Source organism: Rhodococcus sp. ACS1 (assembly GCF_002300155.1).
Lineage (GTDB): Bacteria > Actinomycetota > Actinomycetes > Mycobacteriales > Mycobacteriaceae > Rhodococcus_F > Rhodococcus_F koreensis.
Genome location: NZ_NSDZ01000006.1, coordinates 59,435 through 80,350, shown reverse-complemented (window position 1 = coordinate 80,350; position 20,916 = coordinate 59,435). Strand labels below are relative to the sequence as shown.

Genomic DNA, 20,916 nt, shown 5'->3' with positions numbered 1-20,916 from the left:
CCCACGTAACGTGCGCGCAGCCGTTACGACACTCCCGGGGCGCAGCCTCTGTGCATGGCCCACACACCGAGTTCGAGCAAGCTGCTGGTCGTCGGCAACGGTATGGCCGGCGCACGCACCGTCGAGGAGATCCTCAACCGTGGCGGGCGTGAGCGTTTCGAGATCACCATGATCGGCGACGAGCCCTACGGCAACTACAACCGCATCATGCTCTCGCACGTGCTGTCCGGGGAGGCGGCTGTCGACGACGAGGACCTGATCCTCAACCCGATGGGCTGGTACACCGCCAACGGCGTCAAACTCCACGCCGGCGACCGCGCGCTGGCGCTCGACCGGTTCGCGAAGACCGTGACGTGCGAGAGCGGCCGCGTCGTCGACTACGACGTGCTCATCATCGCCACGGGAAGCAATACGTTCTTCCCCAACATGGACGGACTGCGGGAGCACGACGGGCGCCTGGCCCGCGGGGTGTTCGGATTCCGGAACATCGCCGACACCAACGGCATGCTGCAGATGGCGCAGGCCCGCGACGACGTGTCCGCGGTGGTCATCGGCGGCGGTCTGCTCGGCCTCGAGGCCGCGTACGGGCTGCGCACCCAGGGCCTCACCGTCAACGTCGTGCACTCCCCGGGGCACCTGATGAACCAGCAGCTCGACGAACGCGGCGGCAGCGTCCTGCGCGCCGAGATCGAGAAACTCGGCGTCGGCGTCCACACCTCGATGCGGACCACCGCCGTGCTGCGCGACGAGGCGGGCCTGGTGACCGGGGTGTCGTTCGTCGACGGCTCCACAATGGCTGCCGACATGGTCGTCGTCACCGCCGGAATCCGGCCCAACACCGAACTCGCGCGGGCCGCCGGGCTGGTGGTCGAACGCGGCGTCGTGGTGGACGACCAGATGCGCTGCGAGGACGAGGGTTCCGTGTACGCCGTCGGCGAGTGCGCACAGCACCGTGGGGAGACCTACGGCCTCGTCGCCCCGGTGTGGGAGCAGTCGGTCATCCTCGCCGAAGTCCTCACCGGCTCCAATCCCGAAGCGGCGTACGTCGGTACACGCACCACTACGAAACTGAAGGTCGCCGGTGTCGACGTGGCCGCGATGGGCGTCAAGGGACCCGAGACGGCGGACGACGAGTTCATCCAGTACTACGAACCGCGCAGCGGCACGTACAAGAGCCTCGTCGTCCGCGACGGCAAGCTGATCGGCGCCACGCTGATGGGCGACATCAGCAAGGCGGGTTTCCTCACGCAGGCGTTCGACGGCAAGGTTCCGCTGCCCGAGGAGCGGATCGGCATGCTCTTCGACGTCGGAGCCCCGAGCGCCGCGACGAGTGTCGCCGACCTCCCCGACGACCTGCAGGTGTGCAACTGCAACGGCGTGAGCAAGGGCGATCTGGTGGCGTGCGTCCATTCCGGCGCCAAGACGCTCACCGACGTCTGCGCCCAGACCCGGGCAGGCAAGGGCTGCGGCTCGTGCAAGGGACTCGTCGCCGACATCGTGGCCTGCGCCGCAGGCGGCGAACTCGAAGCCGACCCCTCCGCCGACTGGTACGTGCCCTGCATTCCGATGACGAAGCCCGAACTCATCGCGACCATCCGGGAACGCGATCTCCGCGCCGTGTCACAGGTGTTCGTCGAGCTCGCGGTGGACGCGAAGGAGGAGTCGTCCGCGAAGATGCCCCTGGCCTCGCTGCTTCGCACCATCTGGGGTCCCGACTGGGTGGACGAGCGCGGCGCGCTGTTCATCAACGACCGCGTGCACGCCAATATTCAGCGCGACGGCACGTTCTCGGTGGTCCCGCAGATGAAGGGCGGTGTCACCACGCCGGAGCAACTCCGCAAGATCGCCGACGTGGCGGACAAGTACGGCGTGCCGCTCGTAAAGGTCACCGGCGGGCAGCGCATCGACCTGCTCGGCATCAAGAAGGAGGATCTCCCCAAGGTGTGGGGTGACCTCGACATGCCGTCCGGGTTCGCCTACGGCAAGAGCATGCGCACGGTGAAGACGTGCGTCGGAACCGACTTCTGCCGCTACGGTCTCGGTGATTCGACGAGCCTCGGCATCGCTCTCGAGGAGCGGTTCCAGGGCCTGGAGACGCCCGCGAAGCTGAAACTCGCGGTCGCCGGATGCCCACGGAACTGCTCGGAGGCCCTGTGCAAGGACTTCGGTGTGGTCGCGGTCGGCGACGGTCGATGGGAAATCTACGTCGGCGGCGCCGCCGGAGCGCATGTCCGCAAGGGCGACCTGCTGGCCACGGTCGAATCACCCGACGCCGTGATCGAACTCGGCGGGCGATTCATCCAGTACTACCGCGAGAACGCGAAATGGCTCGAACGCACGTACGACTTCGTGCCGCGGGTAGGACTCGAACATCTTCAGGCGCTACTGGTCCGAGACGAGGAGGACATCGTGACCGGATTGGACGAGCGGATCCAGACGGCGGTGGACGGCTACCGGGATCCCTGGAAGGAGCGCAGCGCGCCGAAATCGCCCGCACAGTTCGCTCCCTCGCTGCCGCTGCTGCCGCTCCCCCAGGTGCCGGTCCGATGACCGCCCTGATCGAGGGTCCCGCCGAGGTCGCGGTGGGACCGGTCAGCGACCTGACACCGGGCGAAGGCCGGACGTACGTCGTGCAGAACCGTCAGGTGGCCGTATTCCTGCTGTCGGACGGCACCGTTCGGGCGATGGATGCGGTGTGCCCGCACAAGGGTGGTCCCCTCGCCGACGGGCAGATCGACGCCACCGGCGTGACGTGCCCGCTCCACCAGTACGCGTTCGCCTTCGACACGGGCGCATGCGGATCCGAGGGTGTGGGCTCGGTCCGCACGTACCCCGCGTCGGTCCGCGACGGGTCGGTCGTCGTGCACGTGTGAGTGTTCGCCCGATTGTGCTCTGCCCTGGTACGGCGTGCCTTTCGGGAAAACTGCGGCACCGCTGTCATCATGAGGCCAGTGCTGCAGCTGAAGGGGCTCGTCGCATGGACAGATCGCTGATCGAGTGAGTACCGTCGCCAGTTCGGAACGACGGGGCCGATCCGGTAACCGCCCTCAGGCCGGTGACCGGACCGTGGGAACCGTGTTCCGTACGGACATCGAGGGTCTGCGGGCCGTCGCGGTGCTGGCCGTGGTGTTCTTTCACGCGGGTGTGCCCGGGATCGACGGCGGATTCGCCGGTGTCGACATCTTCTTCGTCGTCTCGGGGTTTCTCATCACCGGGCTGCTGTGGCGGGACGTGGCTGCCACCGGCCGCGTGGGACTGGCCGAGTTCTACGGCGCCCGTGCCCGGCGACTGCTGCCCGCCGGGTGCGTCGTGCTGGTGGCCACCGCGATTGGCGCGGCCCTACTCCTTCCTCCGTTGCAGGCCCGCGCGGTCCTCGGTGACGGGATCGCCAGCGCGCTCTACGTCGGCAACTACCGACTGGCGCTGCACGGCACCGACTACCTGGCCGCGGACACGCCCCCGTCACCGTTCCAGCACTACTGGTCGCTCGGCGTCGAAGAGCAGTTCTACCTGCTGTGGCCTGCGCTGATCATCGGGGTCGCCTGGCTCGTGCGGCGCAGAACACGACGCCAGGGCCCGGACCACGCACCGTCGACGACCCCGTATCTGGTGGTCCTCGCGGTGGTCGCGGCGGTGTCGTTCGCGGTCTCGCTCGACTGGACCCGCACGCTGCCGCCGTGGGCGTTCTTCTCGCTGCCCGCCCGCGCCTGGGAGCTGGCCGCCGGTGGGTTGGTCGCGCTGTCGGTTCGGCACTGGCGGCGGCTGCCGCCTGCGGTCGCCGCGGCCGCCGGTTGGGCAGGCCTCGCACTGATCGTCTTCGCCTGTCTTCGGCTGGGCGAGAAGACACCCTACCCCGGCACCGCCGCGCTGCTGCCGGTGCTCGGCACGGTGCTGGTGATCGGAGCGGGCTGTGCCGCACCGCGGCTGGGGGTCGGCCGGGGCCTGTCCCTGCCGCCGATGCGGGCGGTCGGGCGGGTGTCCTATTCCTGGTATCTCTGGCACTGGCCGGTACTGCTGCTCGCGCCGATCGTGCTCGGCCGCTCTCTCGATCTGACCGATCGGCTGGCGATGGTCATGGTGTCCGCAGGTCTGGCCGGACTCACACTGGCCCTGGTCGAGAACCCGGTTCGCTTCGCGGCTCCGCTACGTCTCTCGGCCTCACGCAGCCTCGTCCTCGGCGGAGCCGTCACCGCCGTCGCCGTCTGTGCGGCGCTGGTTCTGCTGGTGGCGCGGCCGGTCCCGGTCGGACACGGCGCCGCCGCAGCAGCCCTCACCGTCTCGGCACCGGTCGAATCGGCCACTCCCGCAATCGATCCGCGTGACTCGGCGGTGAACGACATGACCGCTCAGGTGCAGGCGGCGGTCGCGGCGGCTGCTGGGCTGCAGTCGGTCCCGTCGAATCTGTCGCCACCGCTCGCCGACGCACCGGCAGACAAGCCTGCGGTGTTCGTCAACGGCTGCGTGCGGTCGTGGCTCGAGGTGGGGCAGGACGAGTGCGCATCGGGTGACGTGACGTCGGCGACGACGGTGGCGCTGGTCGGGGATTCGCATGCCGCGATGTGGGCCCCGGCGTTCGAAGCGGCCTCCGAGCAGCATCATTGGCGGCTGGAGACGATGGGCAAGGTCACCTGCCCACTCCTCGACCTTCCCCTCACCAGCCCCTACCTCGGGCGGGAATACACCGAGTGCGAGCAGTGGCGCGGCGAGATCGTCGACCGGCTGCGGGCCGAGCGGCCCCGGTTGGTCGTGCTGAGCATGTCCCGGCGGTACGGCGCCGATTTCGGTTTCAGCGTCTATGCCCGGCCCTGGCTCGACAGCCTGACGCGGCTGGTCACGGAACTGCGGGCCACGGGTGCGGCCGTCCTCGTCCTCGGTCCCGTCCCGGATCCGCAGTCGACCGTCCCGACGTGCCTGTCCGCGCACCTCGACGACGCGAGTGCCTGCTCGCCCCCGCGTGCGGTCGCGGTCAACGACGCCGGGGTCGCGGCCGAGGCGACCGCCACCGCGGCAGGCGGCGGCAGGTACGCCGATCTCACCACCCTGTTCTGCACCGCCGAGCGCTGCCCGGTCGTCGTCGGCAACGACCTCGTGTACCGCGACGACAACCATCTGACCCTCGAACACGCGCAGGCGCTCTCACCCGTGATCGCCGCGCTGGCCGACCGCGCACTCGCGCAGGGCTGAGGGGCGGCCGGCGAAAAAGATCCGGTTCGGATGTCACATTCGGCTCGTGGCCGGTGTCTCTATGCCGAGAACATTCCAACCGGAGGAGGAATCATGACCAGGATCCCGCAGGCAGAGCTGACCGGCATCTACGGTGCGGTCGTCAAGCGGATGTCCCGCAAGATGCTCGGCGACGTACCCGACGGGGTGGGGGTCGTGTGGCACAACCGCAAGGTGCTGAACTTCAGCTTCAGCGTGGGCCGCAAGGTACAGAAGTGGGACCGGTGTGACGAGAATCTGAAATCGTTCGCCCACATGGCGGTGGCGAGCATGGTCGGCTGCGGCTTCTGCCTGGACTACGGCTACTTCCAAGCCCACAACAAGGGACTGGACGAGACGAAGGCACGCGAGGTGCCTCGGTGGCGCGAGTCGGACGTCTTCACCCCGTTGGAGCGGGACGCGCTGGAGTATGCCGAGGCGATGACGCTGACCCCGCCGACGGTCACCGACGAACTGTCGGCCAGGCTACTGAAGGCACTCGGCCCGGCCGCGATGGTGGAACTGACCGCGTTCATCGCACTGACGAACTTCATGACCCGCTCCAACACCGCGTTCGGCATCGAGTCGCAGGGCCTCGCGGCGTCGTGTGGCCTGAAGCCGCTGAGCGCACGCTCGACGACCCGTACTCAGCCGATGTCGTAGGACAGGACGAATTCGTAGCCGCCCTCGCCGGGTCCGGCGATGGACAGGTCCGCGCTGCCACGCAGGTCGGTCAGACCGCCGGTGCCCATACCCGGCACCACCTCGATCCGTGCCGACACGGAACCCTGGTCCTGGCTGCCGAGGTGCTGGAACACGCACGTTCCGTCGTGCCCGCCGATCGAGCCCTCGAAGCGCTCGAGGCCGAGCACCGGGGCGGCATCGGCCTTGTACGCGATCAGGTAGGTCACGGTGCTCGTTCCCTCGATGTCGCCGGAGTACGAATATTCGACGGCCGCTCGCGTGGCGCCGCGTGCGGGGTAGTAGGTGTCGCCGGCGGTCGTACCTTCGCCGTCGATGTCGGTGATCACCGATTCCGACCACGCGGCGATGGTGAATTTGCTTCGTGCAGTGTGTGAGTAGCTCATGTCAGGAGACTCTAGGTACGCGGCAGCGTGGCGCTCTTGAACATTCGCGACACTAGGATGAGCGAGTGCCGAATGTGCCAGGACATCCCGAGGCGATCGTCCGCCCGACCGCCGACGCACCCGGTTTCGAGGTCGAACGAGTCGCTCCCCGAGCAGATTTGGCCGAGTTCGTCGACTACCACTGGCTGGTGAGGTGGTCGGTGCCGAAGCCCCATCGGCAGCAGGTGGTTCCTCAGCCGCGCGTTCACGTCGCCGCCGAGGACGGACAGTTGCTGGTGCACGGGATCTCCCGGTCGCCGTTCTCCCGAACGTTGACGGGACACGGCCACGTGCTGGGTGCCGCCTTCCACGCCGGCGGGTTCCGGCCTCTGCTGAAGAGCAGTCTCGGCGCGATCTCGGGAACCGTCCAGCCCGGACGGGATCTTCTGTCCGGTGACGATCGCCCCGTCGCGGAACGGATCCTCGCAGGCACGGACAGCGCGGAGATGATCGACACCTTCGAGCGGTATCTTCTGCGCAGCGATCCCGTTCCGGATCCTACGGGACGGGAGGTCACGGCCCTGGTCGGCGACGCCCAGCGCCGCCGGGACTTCGTCCGCGCAGACCAGCTCGCCGCGCACGCCGGCTGCAGCCTGCGTACCCTGCAACGGCTGTTCACCGAATACGTCGGCATCGGCCCGAAGTGGGTGATCCAGCGGTTTCGCATCCTCGACGCGGCCGCCGCCGCCCACTCGGGCGAGAGGATCGACTGGTCTGCGCTCGCCTACGAATTGGGGTTCAGCGACCAGGCCCACCTGACCCGGGTCTTCACCCAGGTCGTCGGCACACCGCCTGCCACCTACCAGCGCGCGAACGGCCTGCTGTAGCGCGTCCGGCTCCGCCGCTCAGCCGGCGAAGCCGAGTCCCCGCTCGGCGAGTTCCTCCTCGAGGATCCGGATCGCTTTCGGTCCGACGCCGTGGATCTTCAACAGCTCCTTGGCGGTGACCGTCGTCAGTTGATCGAAGCGCGTGTAGCCGTGGGACGCGAGCTCACGACGGGAGACCTTCCCCATACTCGCGGGGAATTCCGTCTCGCCTGCGGTGTCGGAAGACGACATATCCGTCCTTTCTTCTCGGCGTGCGCCGATGCCGCCCACATCGTATGTGCCGTGCACCGTAGGCGTGCGTTCGTCACGCCGGCGGAGCGTCGTCCGCGGCGTGCAGGTGTGCCCGCTCCCCGTCGTGGTCGAAGATCGTGAGGATCTCCACCGGACCGTCGTGGGCGCCGATGGAGTGCGGCACCATGGTCGAGAACTCCGCTGCGGCACCGGCTTCGATCAGGATGGTCCGCTCCCCCAGTTGCAGGCGGGCCGTCCCCGACAGGACGGTGAACCACTCGTGACCGGGGTGCACACAGACGTGCTCCGGGCCGGCCGGCCGTTCGGGGGTGATGCGCATCTTCGCCACGGTTGCGCCGTGGAGGGCGCGTTCGCGGGACAGGAGCCAGGTCGTGAGGCCTCGCGTGTGTTCGGGCATCGGCCGGATCACCACGTCCTCGTCGTCGACGGACTCGACGAGCTGATCGAGCGTGGTGCCGAGAGCCCGCGCGATCGGAACCAGTTGGTCGAGGGCGATCCTGCGGTGGCCCGTCTCGATGCGGCTCAGCGTAGACGGACTGAGGAAGCAGCGGGCGGCGAGCGCGTCGAGGGACCAGCCGCGGGCCAGCCGTAGGCCCCGGATGCGCTGCCGGATCACACCGTCCAATCCGAGTTCTTGCGTCATACGCAAGAGTGTATGCGTATAGAGCAGAACGTGACTAGCCTTGGAGTCATGACACAGCATTCGCATCACCACGCCCACCACCACGGCGAGCACACACTCGCCCACGAAGCCGCTCTGCCGAATCTCCTCGACCTGGACGCCGAGATCTTCGGCTCCTACCTGGATCAGGTGGCCGAGTGGGCCGAACGGCGCGTCGGGGAGACGCCGCGCCGGGTCGTCGACGTGGGCGCGGGAACGGGCGTCGGCAGCCTGACGCTGGCTCGGCGGTTCCCCGCGGCCGAGGTGGTCGCGATCGACAGGTCGGAGGTGATGCTCGAGCGCGTCCGCACAGCCGCGCGCGGGCAGGGCCTGGCCGACCGGGTGAGCGTCGTGCACGCCGATCTGGATGCCGGCTGGCCCGCAGTCGAGGCCGCCGATGTCGCGTGGGCGGCCTCTTCGTTGCACGAGGTCGCCGACCCCGACCGGGTGCTGCGCGACATGTACGCCGCGCTGAACACCGACGGCGTGCTGGTGGTCGTCGAGATGGACGCCCTGCCCCGCCTCCTGCCGGACGACCTGGGCATGGGCCGCCCGGGCCTGGAGTCGCGCTGCCACGAGGCCTTGGCGCGGATGGACTGGAACGCTCACCCGAACTGGCGGGACCACGTGGAGAGAGCTGGTTTCGTGGACGTCGAGGAGCGCAATTTCACCAGTGAGGCAACCCCCACCCCGCCCAGCACCGGACGCTACGCACATACCTTTCTGAGCCGTGTTCGCTCCGCCCTCGACGGACAACTGGCCGCCGACGACCGCGACACTCTCGATCGTCTTCTCTCGGAAGACAACCCGGACAGCGTCCTGCACCGCGGGGACCTGACGGTCCGCGGCAGCAGGACCGCCTGGACCGCCCGACGCCCCTGAAATCGTGTGCGTGCCCTTGTCCGAGCTTTCGGAACGGGTGTTGTGCGGTGGTGAGGATCGGCGGGATCTGCATGCTCGGTGACCTACGGAACGGAACCCCAGAATTCGGTCTTTTACGCGGTTCCGTCTCGGACCGATTGAGTAGACTGGCGAAGTGCCGAATCAGGAGAACCCCGAATTCGCCGGGAGCGAGCCCAAGGTCCCGTTCCCCAAGCCGGAACGCGACATCGATCTCTACCGCCGGGCGATCGCGACCCTCCAGGCCGCACTCCCCCACGGCTGGTCGCTGACGTCCGGAAAGTCCCGCTCCCTCGCCGACGCACCGGAACGGTTGCTGGTCGGTGCCCCGGGCGGCGAGGTGGCGTCCTTCTCCGTCATCCCCGCCCGCGGGGTGCTCGCGGGGGACGCCGCCCGGTTCGCCGACGGACTGTCCGGATCCGATCGCGGATTCGTCTGCGCCCGTTATCTTTCCGAACCCGTTCGCCGCCAACTCGACGCCAGGGGTCTGTCGTACGCGGACGCGACGGGCAACACCTCTCTGTCGGCGGACCGGCCCGCCATCTGGGTGCGAGACCGGGGCGCGGACGCCGACCCGTGGCGTGGGCCCGGCCGTCCGGCCGCCCAGCTGACCGGCGATCCCGCCGCGCGGGTCGTGCGTGCCCTCGCCGATCACTCGGGTCAGCTGACGGTCCCGGAACTCGTCCGGCTGTCCGGCGCGTCCACCGGCGCGACCTATCGGGTGGTGGAGACCCTGGAGGAACGCGATCTCCTCGAGCGACTCCCCCGCGGCCCCATCACCAGTGTTCGGTGGCAGCAGATGCTGCGCGCCTGGAGCAGCGACTCCAGCTTCAAGGACTGCCCCATCGTCGGCTACTTCGCACCCGAGGGAGTGCAGTCGTTCGTCGCGAAACTCGGGAAGGTCTCCGACCATCTCTACGCGGTGACAGGCTCGCACGCCGCAGCAGCGTTCGTCGAGTACGCACCGACGCACCACGTGCAGATCTACGCCGACAACGCCGAGACGCTGGCAGGCGCTCTCGAACTACGTCCCGTCGATCAGGGTGCCAACGTTCTCGTCGCCACTCCCCGATCGGCCGCGGTCTTCGAACGCACCCTGTTCCGCGACAACGTCCGCCTGGTCGCCCCGGCACAGGCCTTCGCGGATCTCCTCGCCGGCACCGGCCGCCATCCGCAGGAAGCGGAGCATCTCCTCAGCTGGATGACCGAGAACGTGACCGAGTGGAGAACGGCCCTCGGCGCGCCCACGGTGACCTGACTCGATCACTCGTCGCAGGCGGAAACTCCCGAGTGTGTGCAATACGACCACGCCACGCCGCGCGTGATGGCGCGCACAAGCACCCTCGGGTAGCAGGATGTACATCTTGTGGCCTCACCGACCGAGTCGGGCGGGCCTGACGGAAGTCGCAATCCGTTCGCAACACGAATAGGGGTTCTTGCATGTCCATGGGAGTCGGGCTCAGGATCGGCAGTGTCGTGTCCACCGCGGTGGTGGCGTCGAACGATCCAGGATCCCCGGATCCGATCGTCATCGTCCGCGACACCGTCTTGCACATGTGCCCGGACGGCACCGCAATTCTCGGCGGATCGGCGCCGCACACGATCGGAGATACCCACACCGTGTCGGGGTTCCTTCCCCGCGTCGGCGACCCCGCCGGCGTCGCGGTGGGCGACGGATCGCGGTACCGCGCAGAAGACCTGGTCGCGGGTGCGATGCGATGCCTGCTCCGCGAGTGCGAACCTCTGCCCGACCACGGCGGCCGAACGGGTGGCGCCCCCGACATCATGGCCACCTATCCGACCCGCTGGGACTCGGCCGCGGTCGCAGCGCTCCGCGACGCGCTCGACTACGCCGACATGTCGTATCTGTCCCTGGTCTCGGATGCCGAAGCCGCCGCGGCCTGGTTCGAATCCGAGATCGCCGAGCGCCCCGGGCAGTTGGTCGGCATCTATCACGTCGACGACACCGGATCGACGGTCGCGCTGATTCGCTCGGGGGTCGAGGCAGGCAAGGCGTTCCGGTTCTCCTCGGGGGGCTCCCCGACGGCCCAGATCGCGACCGCACTCGGTGCGTTCGGCTGGCTGCCCAGCAACCTCGACGCCGTGGTCGTCACGGGCGACGGTCTGATCGCGAGGGACTCCGCGGCCGTTCACGGATTCGCGGCCACGATCGGCGAGAAGTTCGATGTCCGGTGCGTCGTCGGCCCAGGCCCCGAGCAGACCTCGGCGCTCGGTGCCGCCATCCGCGCCGCCGGGTTCAATCCGACCACCCACAGGGTGACCCCGATCGGCCTGCCACCGTCGTACGACGTCACCGAGGTGATCGACGCCGTCGTCGGCGAGCCCGTGCCGTCGACGTCCGCAACCCCGAACCGGGCCGCCACACGCACGCAGAACCCCGCGTACGCCGCAGCGGTGGGCGCCTCCCCCGCGCGAGTGTCGGGCGGAACGGCAGTCGCGACGCCGCCGGAACCGCGCGCCGTCGTGCAGTCCGGGGAAGATTCCGACAGTGCCTCCCGGGCGTCCTGGCTCGTCGCCGCAGCGGTCGGGCTGGCGCTCGTGCTGGTCGCGATCGTCTTCGTGCTGTTCGTCCTCTGATTGCCCCGCCTCCCTTTCGTCGGTGTCGTGGTGGGGTGAGGGGTGCAGGTCGGCACGGCGTTCGCTCGACCGCTGCACGACCGCATAACCTGTCACGGTGAGTGAATCAGGCAGCGATCCAGGTCGGTCCCCGTCGGGGCTGCGCGCCGGGCGTCCGGCGGTCGCTCCCCCGCTCCGGGACGACCGGCTGAAACTGTTCTCCTTCGCCACCGCGGAGAAGCGGGCGGAGTATCTGTGGGTGCTGCGCGCCTTCGATCACGCCCGCGCCAACTACATCGTGCTGCTCCACGCCGGCGACGTCGCCCGCATCCTGGACGGCCTCGCCGGCGACGACCCGGCCGGGCAACTCGGCGCCGGAGACGTCACTCCCCTGCTCGAGCAACTCCACGTCTGGGAAGTGCTCGAACGCAGTTACGACGGAACGCGCGCCGCGACACTCGCCGAATATCGGAACCGGCACTTCGTGTACCAGTTCAGTCAGGCCGGCTACCAGGTGTTCCGGGCCGTCGAGGACGCACTCGCGGCCCGGCTCGACGACGCGTCGCTGTCCCGGCTGGCGCTCCCGGACCTTCTCGCCGACATGAACGACCTGGCCGCGGCGAATCGCGCCGCCGACAACGACCTGGTGTACCGGAAACTCAACCGACTCGATGCGACGCTGTCCGACATGGCCGGACGCGCGGCCCAGTTCTATCTGACCCTGGGCGATCTCGTCCGCACCACGGAGATCACCCCGGAGACGTTCATGTCCCACAAGGACGCTCTCCTCACCCACATGCGCGAGTTCAGCTCCGACCTGTCGCGGTATGCGCCGAAACTCGCCGCGGCCATCGCGCTCGTGGAAGACACCGGTGTCGAGGCGATGGTGGCGCGGGCCGCCGCCAGCGACGAGCGGGTGTTCCTCGATGTCGAAGAGCGCGAAGCCGATTGGCGCGCCCGGTGGACCGGTTTGACGCACTGGTTCGTCGGGAGCGAGGCGGGTCCGAGCGAGTCGGAACGCCTGCGCGAGGGCACGATGAGCGCCATCGCCGCCGTCCTGTCGCTGTTGCGCCGCGTCACCGAGACCCGCAAGGGCGGCGTCAGCAGGGAGAGCCAATTGCGCCACCTTGCAGGCTGGTTCGCCGCGACTCCGAACGAGGACGCCGCGCACGCGCTGTTCCAGGCGGTGTTCGACCTCGGGCGTCCGCGCCACCTCTCGATGGTGCACCCGGACGCCGACATCATCCCCGACACCCGGTCGTGGTGGGAGGCGCAGCCCGTGGAGATCTCCCGCACGCTGGCCGAGACCGGACGTCCGCCGTCCCCCGGCCTGCCCGCGCGGGTGCAGCGCAACGAGGGCAGCGTGCGCCGCCTGCGTGAGGAACAGCTGACCGCACAACGAAATCGCGCGGCCGCCGCCCAGTCGCTGGCCCGGGGCGGAGTCTACGAGCGGGAACTCGACGAGGCCGAAACCGACGTGCTGCTGAGCCTGCTCAACGCCGCACTGACGGCCCGGGTACCGGTCAGCGGCCGCGTCACGAGCAGCACCGGATCGGAGAACGGCGTGAAGCTCACCCTCAGCCCGCACAGCGAATCGACGGTGGTGCGCACCGCCCGAGGACGACTGCACCTCGACGGACTGCAGGTGAGCGTTCGGTGAAGGCACGGGAGATCTCACCGCTCGCCCTCGATTCGTATCAGCGCGCCGCCCGCGTCATCCTGTCGAATCATCTGGTGACGCAGACCTATCCGGATCGCATCGCGCTTCCCCTGCTCCGCCGGTGGGCCACCGAACTGCGCGACGATCTGATGACGCTCTTCGGGTACCGGCTCGAGGTCACCGAGACGACCGCCCGACTGTTCACGGTCAGCGACCGACTCGACGCCGGGACCCCGGCCAAGACGGCCACCGACCGCACGTTCGACCGGTACCGCTACGCCTACCTCGCGTTGGCGCTGGCCGCATTGGGTCGCGCCGGCAACCAGATCACCCTGTCCGAACTCGCCGATCACGTCGCCGCCGACGCCGCGCAGGTCGACGGGGTGGACCTGTCCACCGAACGCGCGTCCGACCGGGACGCGTTCGTCGACGCCGTCGGCTGGCTCGCGGCCCGCGGCGCGATCGCCCTCGCCGACGGTGACGCGGGCGGCTGGGCCGCCAATCCCGATGCGGGCGAAGCGCTCTACGACATCGACCGGTCCGTCGTCATCGCCCTGTTCCGGCCGCCGCGCGCACTGCAGCATCTCCGCTCCATCCGCGGTCTGCTCGCCGGCGCGGACTCGATGACCGACGACGACGCCGCGGAGTTCGGGACGTCCCGGACGGTCGACGTGAAAGAGACGACGCGGCGGGTCCGGCGCGCTCTCGTCGAACGGCCCGTCGTCTACGCCGCCGACCTGGACGATCACGAACTGGTGCAGCTCGCGCTCCCCCGCGCCGCAGCCGATGTCGAGTTGCTCACCGGACTGGTCGCGGAACGGCGCGAGGAGGGCGTCGCGATGATCGACTCCTCCGGACGGCTCTCCGACGTCCGGTTCCCCGGGACGGGAACGGTCGCGCAGGTCGCGCTGCTGCTCGCGGGGGAGATCGCCGATCGTGTCCTGGATCCCGACACGCCGGAGACGGCCCGGATGCCGCTGCCGCGGGGCCGGTCCGAGGACCTGGTCGAACAGGTCGACAGCGCGATTCCGCAGTCCGGGATCTTCGACAGCCTGGCAGGCCACGACGGGGTCGAACCCGAGGAGCCCGCCCCCGCCGACCGGCTCTTCCCGGTCGTCGAGGACCAGTGGATCACCGACACCGTCCGGACCCTGACCGACAGATTCGGGCGCACGTTCGCCGCCGGGTGGCAGGCCGACCCCGACGGTCTGGGACGCGCCGCTCTGGCGCTGCTCGACCGGCTGCGCCTCACCGCCGCGGTGCCGGGCGGCGTGCTCGCGCTCCCGGCGCTCGCCCGCTACCGCGGTGTGGTGGTCACGATCCGCGACCGCACACCGGAGATCGACCTGTTCCAGAGCTCAGCGAACGACAGCGAGGACATCACAGCATGACGAGTGCGCGTTTCCGGCCCACCCGAGCCGGGATCATCAACCTCTGGGACTACCGGGATCAGGAGTTCTCCTTCGCCGACGGCCGCCTCGTTCTTCGTGGCCCCAACGGTTCCGGCAAGACCAAGGCGCTCGAAGTGCTGTTCCCGTTCGTCTTCGACGGCAGGATCGAACCGCGGCGTCTCAACCCGTTCGCCGGCGAGGAACGGACCATGAAGTCGAACCTCCTGTACCGCGGGCAGGAGAGCGCGTACTCGTACGTCTGGATGGAGTTCTGCCGCGGCGCGAAGGACGACCCCGAGGCCGTCACCGTGGGCATCGGCATGCGGGCCTCCCGCACCAACGACAAGGTCACGCGCTGGTACTTCGTGGCCGACGGCCGGGTCGGCGTCGACTTCTCCCTGCTCGGCACCGACGACCGTCCGCTCACGAAGAAGCAACTCGGCGAGCAGATCGGCACCGACTCCATCACCGACCGGCCGCTCGACTACCGCGCCGCCATCGACGCCCGGATGTTCGGGCTCGGTGTCCAGCGCTACGACCAGCTGATCAACCTCATCCTCACGCTGCGCCGCCCCCAGCTCGCGAAGAACCTCGACCCCAAGGGACTGTCGCAGGCGCTCACCGACGGTCTGCGACCCCTCGACGAACAGCTCGTCCTCGAGGCGGCGCGCTCGTTCAGCGACATGGAAGAGGTCGGCCGGGCGCTCGAGGGGCTGGCGGCGGCGGATCAGGCGGCGCAGAGCTTCGTCGGTGTGTACGCGAAATACCTTCGCCAGCAGGCGCGTACGGACGTCGACCAACTCGCAACCCGTCTCGACGCGGTGCGATCCGGCATCACCGCCCTCCACGGGGCGGCAGCCGACCGGGCGCGCAGCCAGGCGAGCCGGGAGGCCGCCGAGGAACGCTTCACCGCCGCCGACCGCGCACTCGACCAGGCCAACGCCACCCTGGACGCACTGAAACGGTCGACCGCCTACGAGGGGCGGACTCAACTCGACGACCTTGCGCAGGCCGTGTCGACGCTGGAGAAGTCGACGGAACTGCAGGCCGAGAAGGCAAAGAAGGCCAAGGCGACCCTCGAACAGCGGTCCGAGGAGCACGAGAAGGCGGGCGACGCCGTCACCCGCGCCGTCGAGGCGCTCGCCCACGCCGAAGACGAACTTCACGTCGCCGCCGAGGACGCCGGAATCACCTGGACCGCACTCCCCGACGACGCGCGCGCCGACCAGTTGACCGCGGCGCTGCGCGGGCACGCCGAGGAACGCGACGGCGACCTGCGCGCGGTCCGGGCCGCGCTCGCCACCGTCGAGAAGGCCGCCACCGAGCGGACCCGCGCCGACGACGCGGCACGTCGTGGCCAGGAACAACTCGACACCGCGACGGTGGCCGTCCTCGAAGCCGAGACCGCGGTCGAATCGGCCCGCAGCCGATGCGCCACCGAACTCCGCTCCTGGTGGACGGAACAGTCGTCCCTCTACGCCGAGATCGAGGCGCCCGCTGCGCTGTTCGACGCACTGGACGGCGCCCTCCGCGGGATCGGCGACGACGACGCCGCCACCCTGTCGGAGACGCTGACAGAGCAGACCACGGACGCCGTCGACGCACTCCGGCTGCGTCGTCAGCAGTACGACCGCGACGCCGCCGCCGCGGCCGAGGCGATCACCGAATACGAATCGGCGCGCGCGGCAATCGAATCCGAGCACGACGACGCCCCACCGCTCCCGGCAGGCAGGCACGACGCGCGGTCCGGGCTGACCGGTGCGCCGCTCTGGCGTCTGGTCCGGTTCGCCGACGGCGTCGACGCCGCGGTCGCGGCGGGAATCGAGGCCGCACTGGAGGCCGCGAATCTCCTCGACGGCTGGGTCACCGTCGACGACGCGCTCCCCGACGTCGAATCCGAACAGTTCCTCGTGGCCCTTCCCGCCGAGGATCGGCCCACCGGCAGGACCCTCGCCGACGTCCTCGACGTCGAGCAGGACACCGGTGTCCCCGACGAGCGCGTGCGCGCAATCCTCGAATCCATCGCCCTCGAATCCCTCGACCTCGCCGAGGGTCCGGTGGGCGTCGCCGGGGACGGGGCCTACCGCCAGGGGATCCAGCGGGGACGGCACACGAAATCGGATGCGGAGTACATCGGAACCACCGCGCGGGCCCGCAGGCGCGCCGCCCGACTCACCGAACTCGACCGGACGCTCGAGGAAACCCGGGCGCGGCTCGACGACACCCGGGCGTCCGCGGATACGGCGGCAACGTTGCTGACGCGGACGACCGCGGCGGCACAAGCCCTGCCCCGCACCGGATCGATCCTCACCGCGCTGAAGAAGGTCACCGAATCGGCAGGCGCGCTCCGCAGCCGCACCGACACCGCGACCGCCGTCGGCCGCGAACTCGACCAGGCCATCGCCGACCTGTCCGCGAAGGAAAAGCAACTCCGGGCCACCGCATCCACGCACCGGACTCCCCACGTCGCCCGCGAGATCGACTCGCTCGCCGCGGCCGTGCGGCATTTCGAGAAGCAGGGCGAGATGGTGCAGCGGTGCAGGCGCGAACACGGCAAGGAGGTGGAGCACACGCGCCAGTCCGAGGACCGGCTGCACGAGGCGCGCGGCAACGCGGAGGAATTCGCGGAGGAGGCCGCCGTCGCCGAAGAGGTGCTCGCGCAACAGATCCAGCGTCTCGAGACGCTCCGCGACACACTGGGCGCCGGGGCCGAACAACTGGACCGGCAACTCGAGGAGGCGCACGCGCGGATCGAGGCGTGCAAGAAGGAGCAGCGCGACGCCCGCAAGGCGGACAAGGATGCGGGCGAGGCCATCGGTAAAGCCGAGGGCGCGTACAACACCGCCGTCCAGACGCTCCGGCTGGCGCTCACCGAAACCCACGCCGACGCCGCCCACCTCGCGCCGTACGCCCGGCGCGACCTGCTCGAACTCCTCGGCGTCGACGGCGGCCACACCTGGCCGGCCAGTACGGCGGCGTGGATGAGCGCCGAACAGCTGGTGTACCGCATCCAGAACGCCGACCAGGACACTCCGATCCTGCCCCCCGAGGCGGATGCGCTGTTCCGCGCACTGGACGGCGCCACCGAATCGGTGCGGGTCAGCGACTCGGCACGCAAGTCGACGCGGACGGCGCTCACCACCGCGCTGCAGGACTTCGACGCGCAACTCGCGGCCGCCGGCCAGGACTACCGGCTGCAGTGGGACGCGCCCGACGGCCTGACGGTCGTGCAGGTGCAGGACGACGAGGGTTACTCGTCGATCGGCGAGTTCGCCGCCCGTATCGCGTCCGCGCGCTCCGATCAGGAACTGCTGCTCACCGAATCCGAGCGCCGCATCCTGGAGGACGCGCTGCTCACCGGTCTCGCCCAGCAGATCCACGAACGCACCGTCGACGCCCGCGAACTCATCGCCCGGATGGGCACCGAGATGCGGGAGCGGCGGATGTCGTCCGGCAACACTATCGGCGTCCACTGGGTGCTCGCCGACAACCTCGACGACAGCGCGAAGGCCATCTCCAAACTGCTCGAGCGCGACACCTCGGCGCTGGGCCCAGACGAACTCGCCACGATGCGCGCCCACTTCGCCCACCAGATCAGGACCGCCCGCGCTGCCCACCCGGAACGGTCGTACCCGGAGATCCTGGCGTCCGCCCTCGACTACCGGCGGTGGCGGGTGTTCTCGTTCACCCTGATCAGCGGGAACGGCAACGAGGACAGGCTGACGGTCGCCCGGCACAGCGCACTCTCCGGTGGCGAGCAGTCCGTCTCACTGCACCTGCCGCTGTTCGCCGCGGCGCACGTCATGCTCGACTCCGCCGACCCGCACGCCCCGCGACTGCTGGCGCTGGACGAGGCGTTCGCCGGCGTCGACGACAACGGCCGGGCCGAACTGCTCGGTCTCAGCGTGCAATTCGACCTCGACCTGTTCATGACCGGGTTCGACCTGTGGATCACGTACGGCGGCGTGCCGGGCTGCGCGCACTACGATCTGGCGCACTCGACGGCCGAGCAGAGCGTCAGCGCCACCCTGCTCGTGTGGTCCGACGGTGAGCTACTCGCCGAACACGACGGCACCGACCTGGCGCAGGCGCTCGGTTCGCCCCTGCGCCGGCGCGTCCCGACGCCCGCGGAGGGTGCCCTCGAGTTCGCCTGACCCGTGAGTACTTGTTAACCGCGGGCGGTTAACAAGTACTCACGGGCGGCGAAGCCGCACACCGAGAAGGGCATCCACAGCCGCGGCGAATTCGCTCGGCGCGTTCGTGTCGGAACCACCGTTGTCGAGGGCGCGGCGGGCCCAGCCGTCGAGGGCGTCGAGCGCCTTCGGGGTGTCGAGGTCGTCCGCGAGATGCTGGCGCAGCCGGGCAATCGTGTCGGTGGCGGACTGCGCTGACTCGAGTGCGGCGGCATCTTTCCACAACTGGAGCCGGGTGTGGGCGTCGGCGAGAACCTGCTCGGTCCACGGACGGTCCTGCCGGTAGTGCCCGGACAGCAGTCCGAGGCGGATGGCGGTCGGGTCGACGCCCTCGCCGCGCAGTTTCGACACGAACACGAGGTTGCCGCGGCTCTTCGACATCTTCTCGCCGTCGAGACCGATCATGCCGGTGTGCACGTAGTGGCGCGCGAAGCGGCGATCCCCGGTAGCCGACTCGGCGTGCGCCGCGGAGTACTCGTGGTGCGGGAAGATCAGGTCGCTGCCGCCGCCCTGGACGTCGAAACCCGAGCCGATGCGGTTGAGGGCGATGGCCGAGCACTCGATGTGCCAGCCGGGACGCCCGGGACCGAACGGCGACGGCCAGGACGGCTCGCCCGGCCGGGCCGCACGCCACACCAGCGCGTCGAGGGGATTCTGCTTGCCGGGGCGGTCCGGGTCGCCGCCGCGTTCGGCGAAGAACTTGTCCATCGTCGCGCGGTCGTAGCCGGATTCGTACCCGAACTGCTCCGTCGCGTCCGCGCGGAAGTACACGTCGGGGAATTCGGCGTCGTCGACGACGTAGGCGGCGCCGGACGCGACGAACTTCTCGACCATCTCGATCACTTCGCCGATCGATTCCACCGCGCCGATGTAGTCGCGCGGGGGAATCACCCGGAGGGCTTCCATGTCTTCGCGGAACAGAGCCGTCTCGCGCATGCCGAGGACGACCCAGTCCTCGCCGTCGCGGTTGGCGCGCTCGAACAGCGGGTCGTCCACGTCGGTGACGTTCTGGACGTAGTGCACGTCGTGCCCGGCGTCACGCCAGATCCGGTTCACCAGATCGAACGTCAGGTACGTGGCGGCGTGACCGAGGTGGGTCGCGTCGTAGGGGGTGATACCGCACACGTACATCGTGGCCGTGCGTCCGGGAGTGACGGGGCGCACCTGCCGGTCGGCGGTGTCGAACAACCGCAGCGGAGGCCCCTGGCCTGGAACGGACGGGACAGCGGTTTCGGACCAAGACTGCATGACAGCGAGCCTAATGGACCCGCGTTTCCGCCTCGGAGGGAGCCGCCGCCCGCCGGGCTCCGAACGGGTCGCTCAGAACGCGGGCCACGGGATGGGCCGGTGACCGTTCGGCCGGGGCATCACGGGTGCGGCGAGAAGGTCCACGGCGCGCTCGTACAGCGCGGCCACCTCGCCGGACGTGATGTGCTCGCCGAGCCGCGCGCCGAAGTCGCCCTCGAGTGAGGAGATCAGTTCGGCGATGTCCACGACGAGGGCGCCCGGCACCTCCGTCCCGGCCCACCCCCACAGCACGGTCCGCAATTTGTTCTCCGTGTGCAGGCAGATGCCGTGGTCGACGCCGTAGACGGAACCGTCGAGACCCTCGAGCGCGTGGCCGCCCTTGCGGTCGGCGTTGTTGATCAGCACGTCGAGAACAGCCATCCGCTGCAGCCGCGGGTCGTCCGCGTGGATCAGTGCGACCGGTTCGCCGTCCATGTCGGTGGCGCGCAAGATCTCGAACCACCCCTCGGGGACGGCGTCGGGCGCGCAGATGTCGACCAGGTCGAGACCGCCGGTGTCGTCGGCGTGCCGGTCCGGGGTGTCGACCCACCGCTGCACCATCCCCGGGCCGAACGGACCGTCCCGCAGGAGAGTGCGGGGAATCACACCCCACCCGAGCTGCTCGGACACGAGATACGACGCGTACTCCCGTCCGGCGAGCGTGCCGTCCGGGAAGTCCCACAGCGGGCGTTCCCCGCGGACCGGTTTGTACACGCAGCGGACGGTGTTCTCACCCGCGGCCGCGTCGCAGACCAGGGTGGCGTTACTGGCGTGGGTGATCTGGCCGATGAGGGTCAGCTCGCCGGACTCCAGGGGATCGGACTCCTCGGCAGGCAACC

16 protein-coding genes are annotated in these 20,916 nt (G+C 69.5%); 11 read left to right on the top strand and 5 right to left on the bottom strand.

All coding sequences use genetic code 11. From position 1 onward, the window contains the following. The first annotated feature begins 54 nt into the window (after positions 1-54). The 4 genes from nirB to CJ179_RS28885 all read left to right on the top strand — a co-directional run bounded on the left by nirB (position 55) and on the right by CJ179_RS28885 (position 5,865). Positions 55-2,550, top strand: a complete 2,496-nt coding sequence (gene nirB, locus CJ179_RS28900; protein ID WP_095863677.1) for a nitrite reductase large subunit NirB — start codon at positions 55-57, stop codon at positions 2,548-2,550. Next, positions 2,547-2,873 (top strand): Rieske 2Fe-2S domain-containing protein, encoded by a 327-nt coding sequence (locus tag CJ179_RS28895; RefSeq protein ID WP_072941754.1) that lies wholly within the window; start codon positions 2,547-2,549, stop codon positions 2,871-2,873. The genes nirB and CJ179_RS28895 overlap by 4 nt, the downstream gene beginning before the upstream one ends. Before the next feature lie 124 nt (positions 2,874-2,997). Beyond that, positions 2,998-5,184 carry an acyltransferase family protein gene (locus tag CJ179_RS28890; RefSeq protein WP_095863676.1) on the top strand — a complete coding sequence of 729 codons (2,187 nt, stop codon included), beginning with the start codon at positions 2,998-3,000 and terminating at the stop codon, positions 5,182-5,184. A 93-nt stretch (positions 5,185-5,277) separates the two neighbouring features. Further along, the gene (locus CJ179_RS28885; RefSeq protein ID WP_095863675.1) at positions 5,278-5,865 is read left to right on the top strand and encodes a carboxymuconolactone decarboxylase family protein; all 588 of its coding nucleotides are present in this window, start codon (positions 5,278-5,280) and stop codon (positions 5,863-5,865) included. Here CJ179_RS28885 and CJ179_RS28880 read toward each other — a convergent pair. Then, complete coding sequence (locus tag CJ179_RS28880; protein WP_095863674.1) at positions 5,850-6,290, bottom strand: DUF3224 domain-containing protein; 441 nt, start codon at positions 6,288-6,290, stop codon at positions 5,850-5,852. The two genes, CJ179_RS28885 and CJ179_RS28880, sit on opposite strands and share 16 nt — an antisense overlap. 65 nt (positions 6,291-6,355) lie before the next feature. On the opposite strand from CJ179_RS28880, the gene CJ179_RS28875 reads away from it, so the two are divergent. Next, complete coding sequence (locus CJ179_RS28875; protein ID WP_072941761.1) at positions 6,356-7,156, top strand: AraC family transcriptional regulator; 801 nt, start codon at positions 6,356-6,358, stop codon at positions 7,154-7,156. A gap of 18 nt (positions 7,157-7,174) precedes the next feature. Here CJ179_RS28875 and CJ179_RS28870 read toward each other — a convergent pair whose 3' ends face one another. Both CJ179_RS28870 and CJ179_RS28865 read right to left on the bottom strand, forming a co-directional pair. Further along, on the bottom strand, positions 7,175-7,387 hold the full coding sequence (locus CJ179_RS28870; RefSeq protein WP_072941763.1) for a hypothetical protein: 213 nt from the start codon (positions 7,385-7,387) through the stop codon (positions 7,175-7,177). Between the two features lie 73 nt (positions 7,388-7,460). After that, complete coding sequence (locus CJ179_RS28865) at positions 7,461-8,051, bottom strand: helix-turn-helix domain-containing protein (protein ID WP_072941765.1); 591 nt, start codon at positions 8,049-8,051, stop codon at positions 7,461-7,463. 48 nt (positions 8,052-8,099) lie between these two features. Here CJ179_RS28865 and CJ179_RS28860 point away from each other — a divergent pair, with 48 nt between their 5' ends. The 6 genes from CJ179_RS28860 (at position 8,100) to CJ179_RS28835 (ending at position 18,751) form a co-directional block, all read left to right on the top strand. Then, positions 8,100-8,951 (top strand): trans-aconitate 2-methyltransferase, encoded by an 852-nt coding sequence (locus CJ179_RS28860; protein WP_095863673.1) that lies wholly within the window; start codon positions 8,100-8,102, stop codon positions 8,949-8,951. A 154-nt stretch (positions 8,952-9,105) separates the two neighbouring features. Then, complete coding sequence (locus tag CJ179_RS28855) at positions 9,106-10,227, top strand: helix-turn-helix domain-containing protein (protein ID WP_095863672.1); 1,122 nt, start codon at positions 9,106-9,108, stop codon at positions 10,225-10,227. A gap of 182 nt (positions 10,228-10,409) precedes the next feature. Next, a complete protein-coding gene (locus tag CJ179_RS28850) occupies positions 10,410-11,567 on the top strand; it encodes a hypothetical protein (protein ID WP_095863671.1) in 1,158 nt (385 codons plus the stop codon). A gap of 187 nt (positions 11,568-11,754) precedes the next feature. Next, positions 11,755-13,206: a TIGR02677 family protein gene (locus tag CJ179_RS28845; protein WP_095863995.1), complete on the top strand. Its 1,452-nt coding sequence runs from the start codon at positions 11,755-11,757 to the stop codon at positions 13,204-13,206. Further along, positions 13,203-14,597, top strand: coding sequence for a TIGR02678 family protein (locus CJ179_RS28840; protein ID WP_095863670.1), 1,395 nt, complete (start codon positions 13,203-13,205; stop codon positions 14,595-14,597). The genes CJ179_RS28845 and CJ179_RS28840 overlap by 4 nt, the downstream gene beginning before the upstream one ends. After that, complete coding sequence (locus tag CJ179_RS28835) at positions 14,594-18,751, top strand: TIGR02680 family protein (protein WP_095863669.1); 4,158 nt, start codon at positions 14,594-14,596, stop codon at positions 18,749-18,751. Before CJ179_RS28840 ends, CJ179_RS28835 begins: the two co-directional genes overlap by 4 nt. A gap of 39 nt (positions 18,752-18,790) precedes the next feature. Here the strand turns inward: CJ179_RS28835 and mshC are convergent, their stop codons facing one another. Both mshC and CJ179_RS28825 read right to left on the bottom strand, forming a co-directional pair. Continuing rightward, positions 18,791-20,038, bottom strand: coding sequence for a cysteine--1-D-myo-inosityl 2-amino-2-deoxy-alpha-D-glucopyranoside ligase (gene mshC / locus CJ179_RS28830; protein WP_095863668.1), 1,248 nt, complete (start codon positions 20,036-20,038; stop codon positions 18,791-18,793). A gap of 72 nt (positions 20,039-20,110) precedes the next feature. Then, positions 20,111-20,914 (bottom strand): SCO1664 family protein, encoded by an 804-nt coding sequence (locus CJ179_RS28825; protein WP_072941779.1) that lies wholly within the window; start codon positions 20,912-20,914, stop codon positions 20,111-20,113. Between the last annotated feature and the right edge of the window lie 2 nt (positions 20,915-20,916).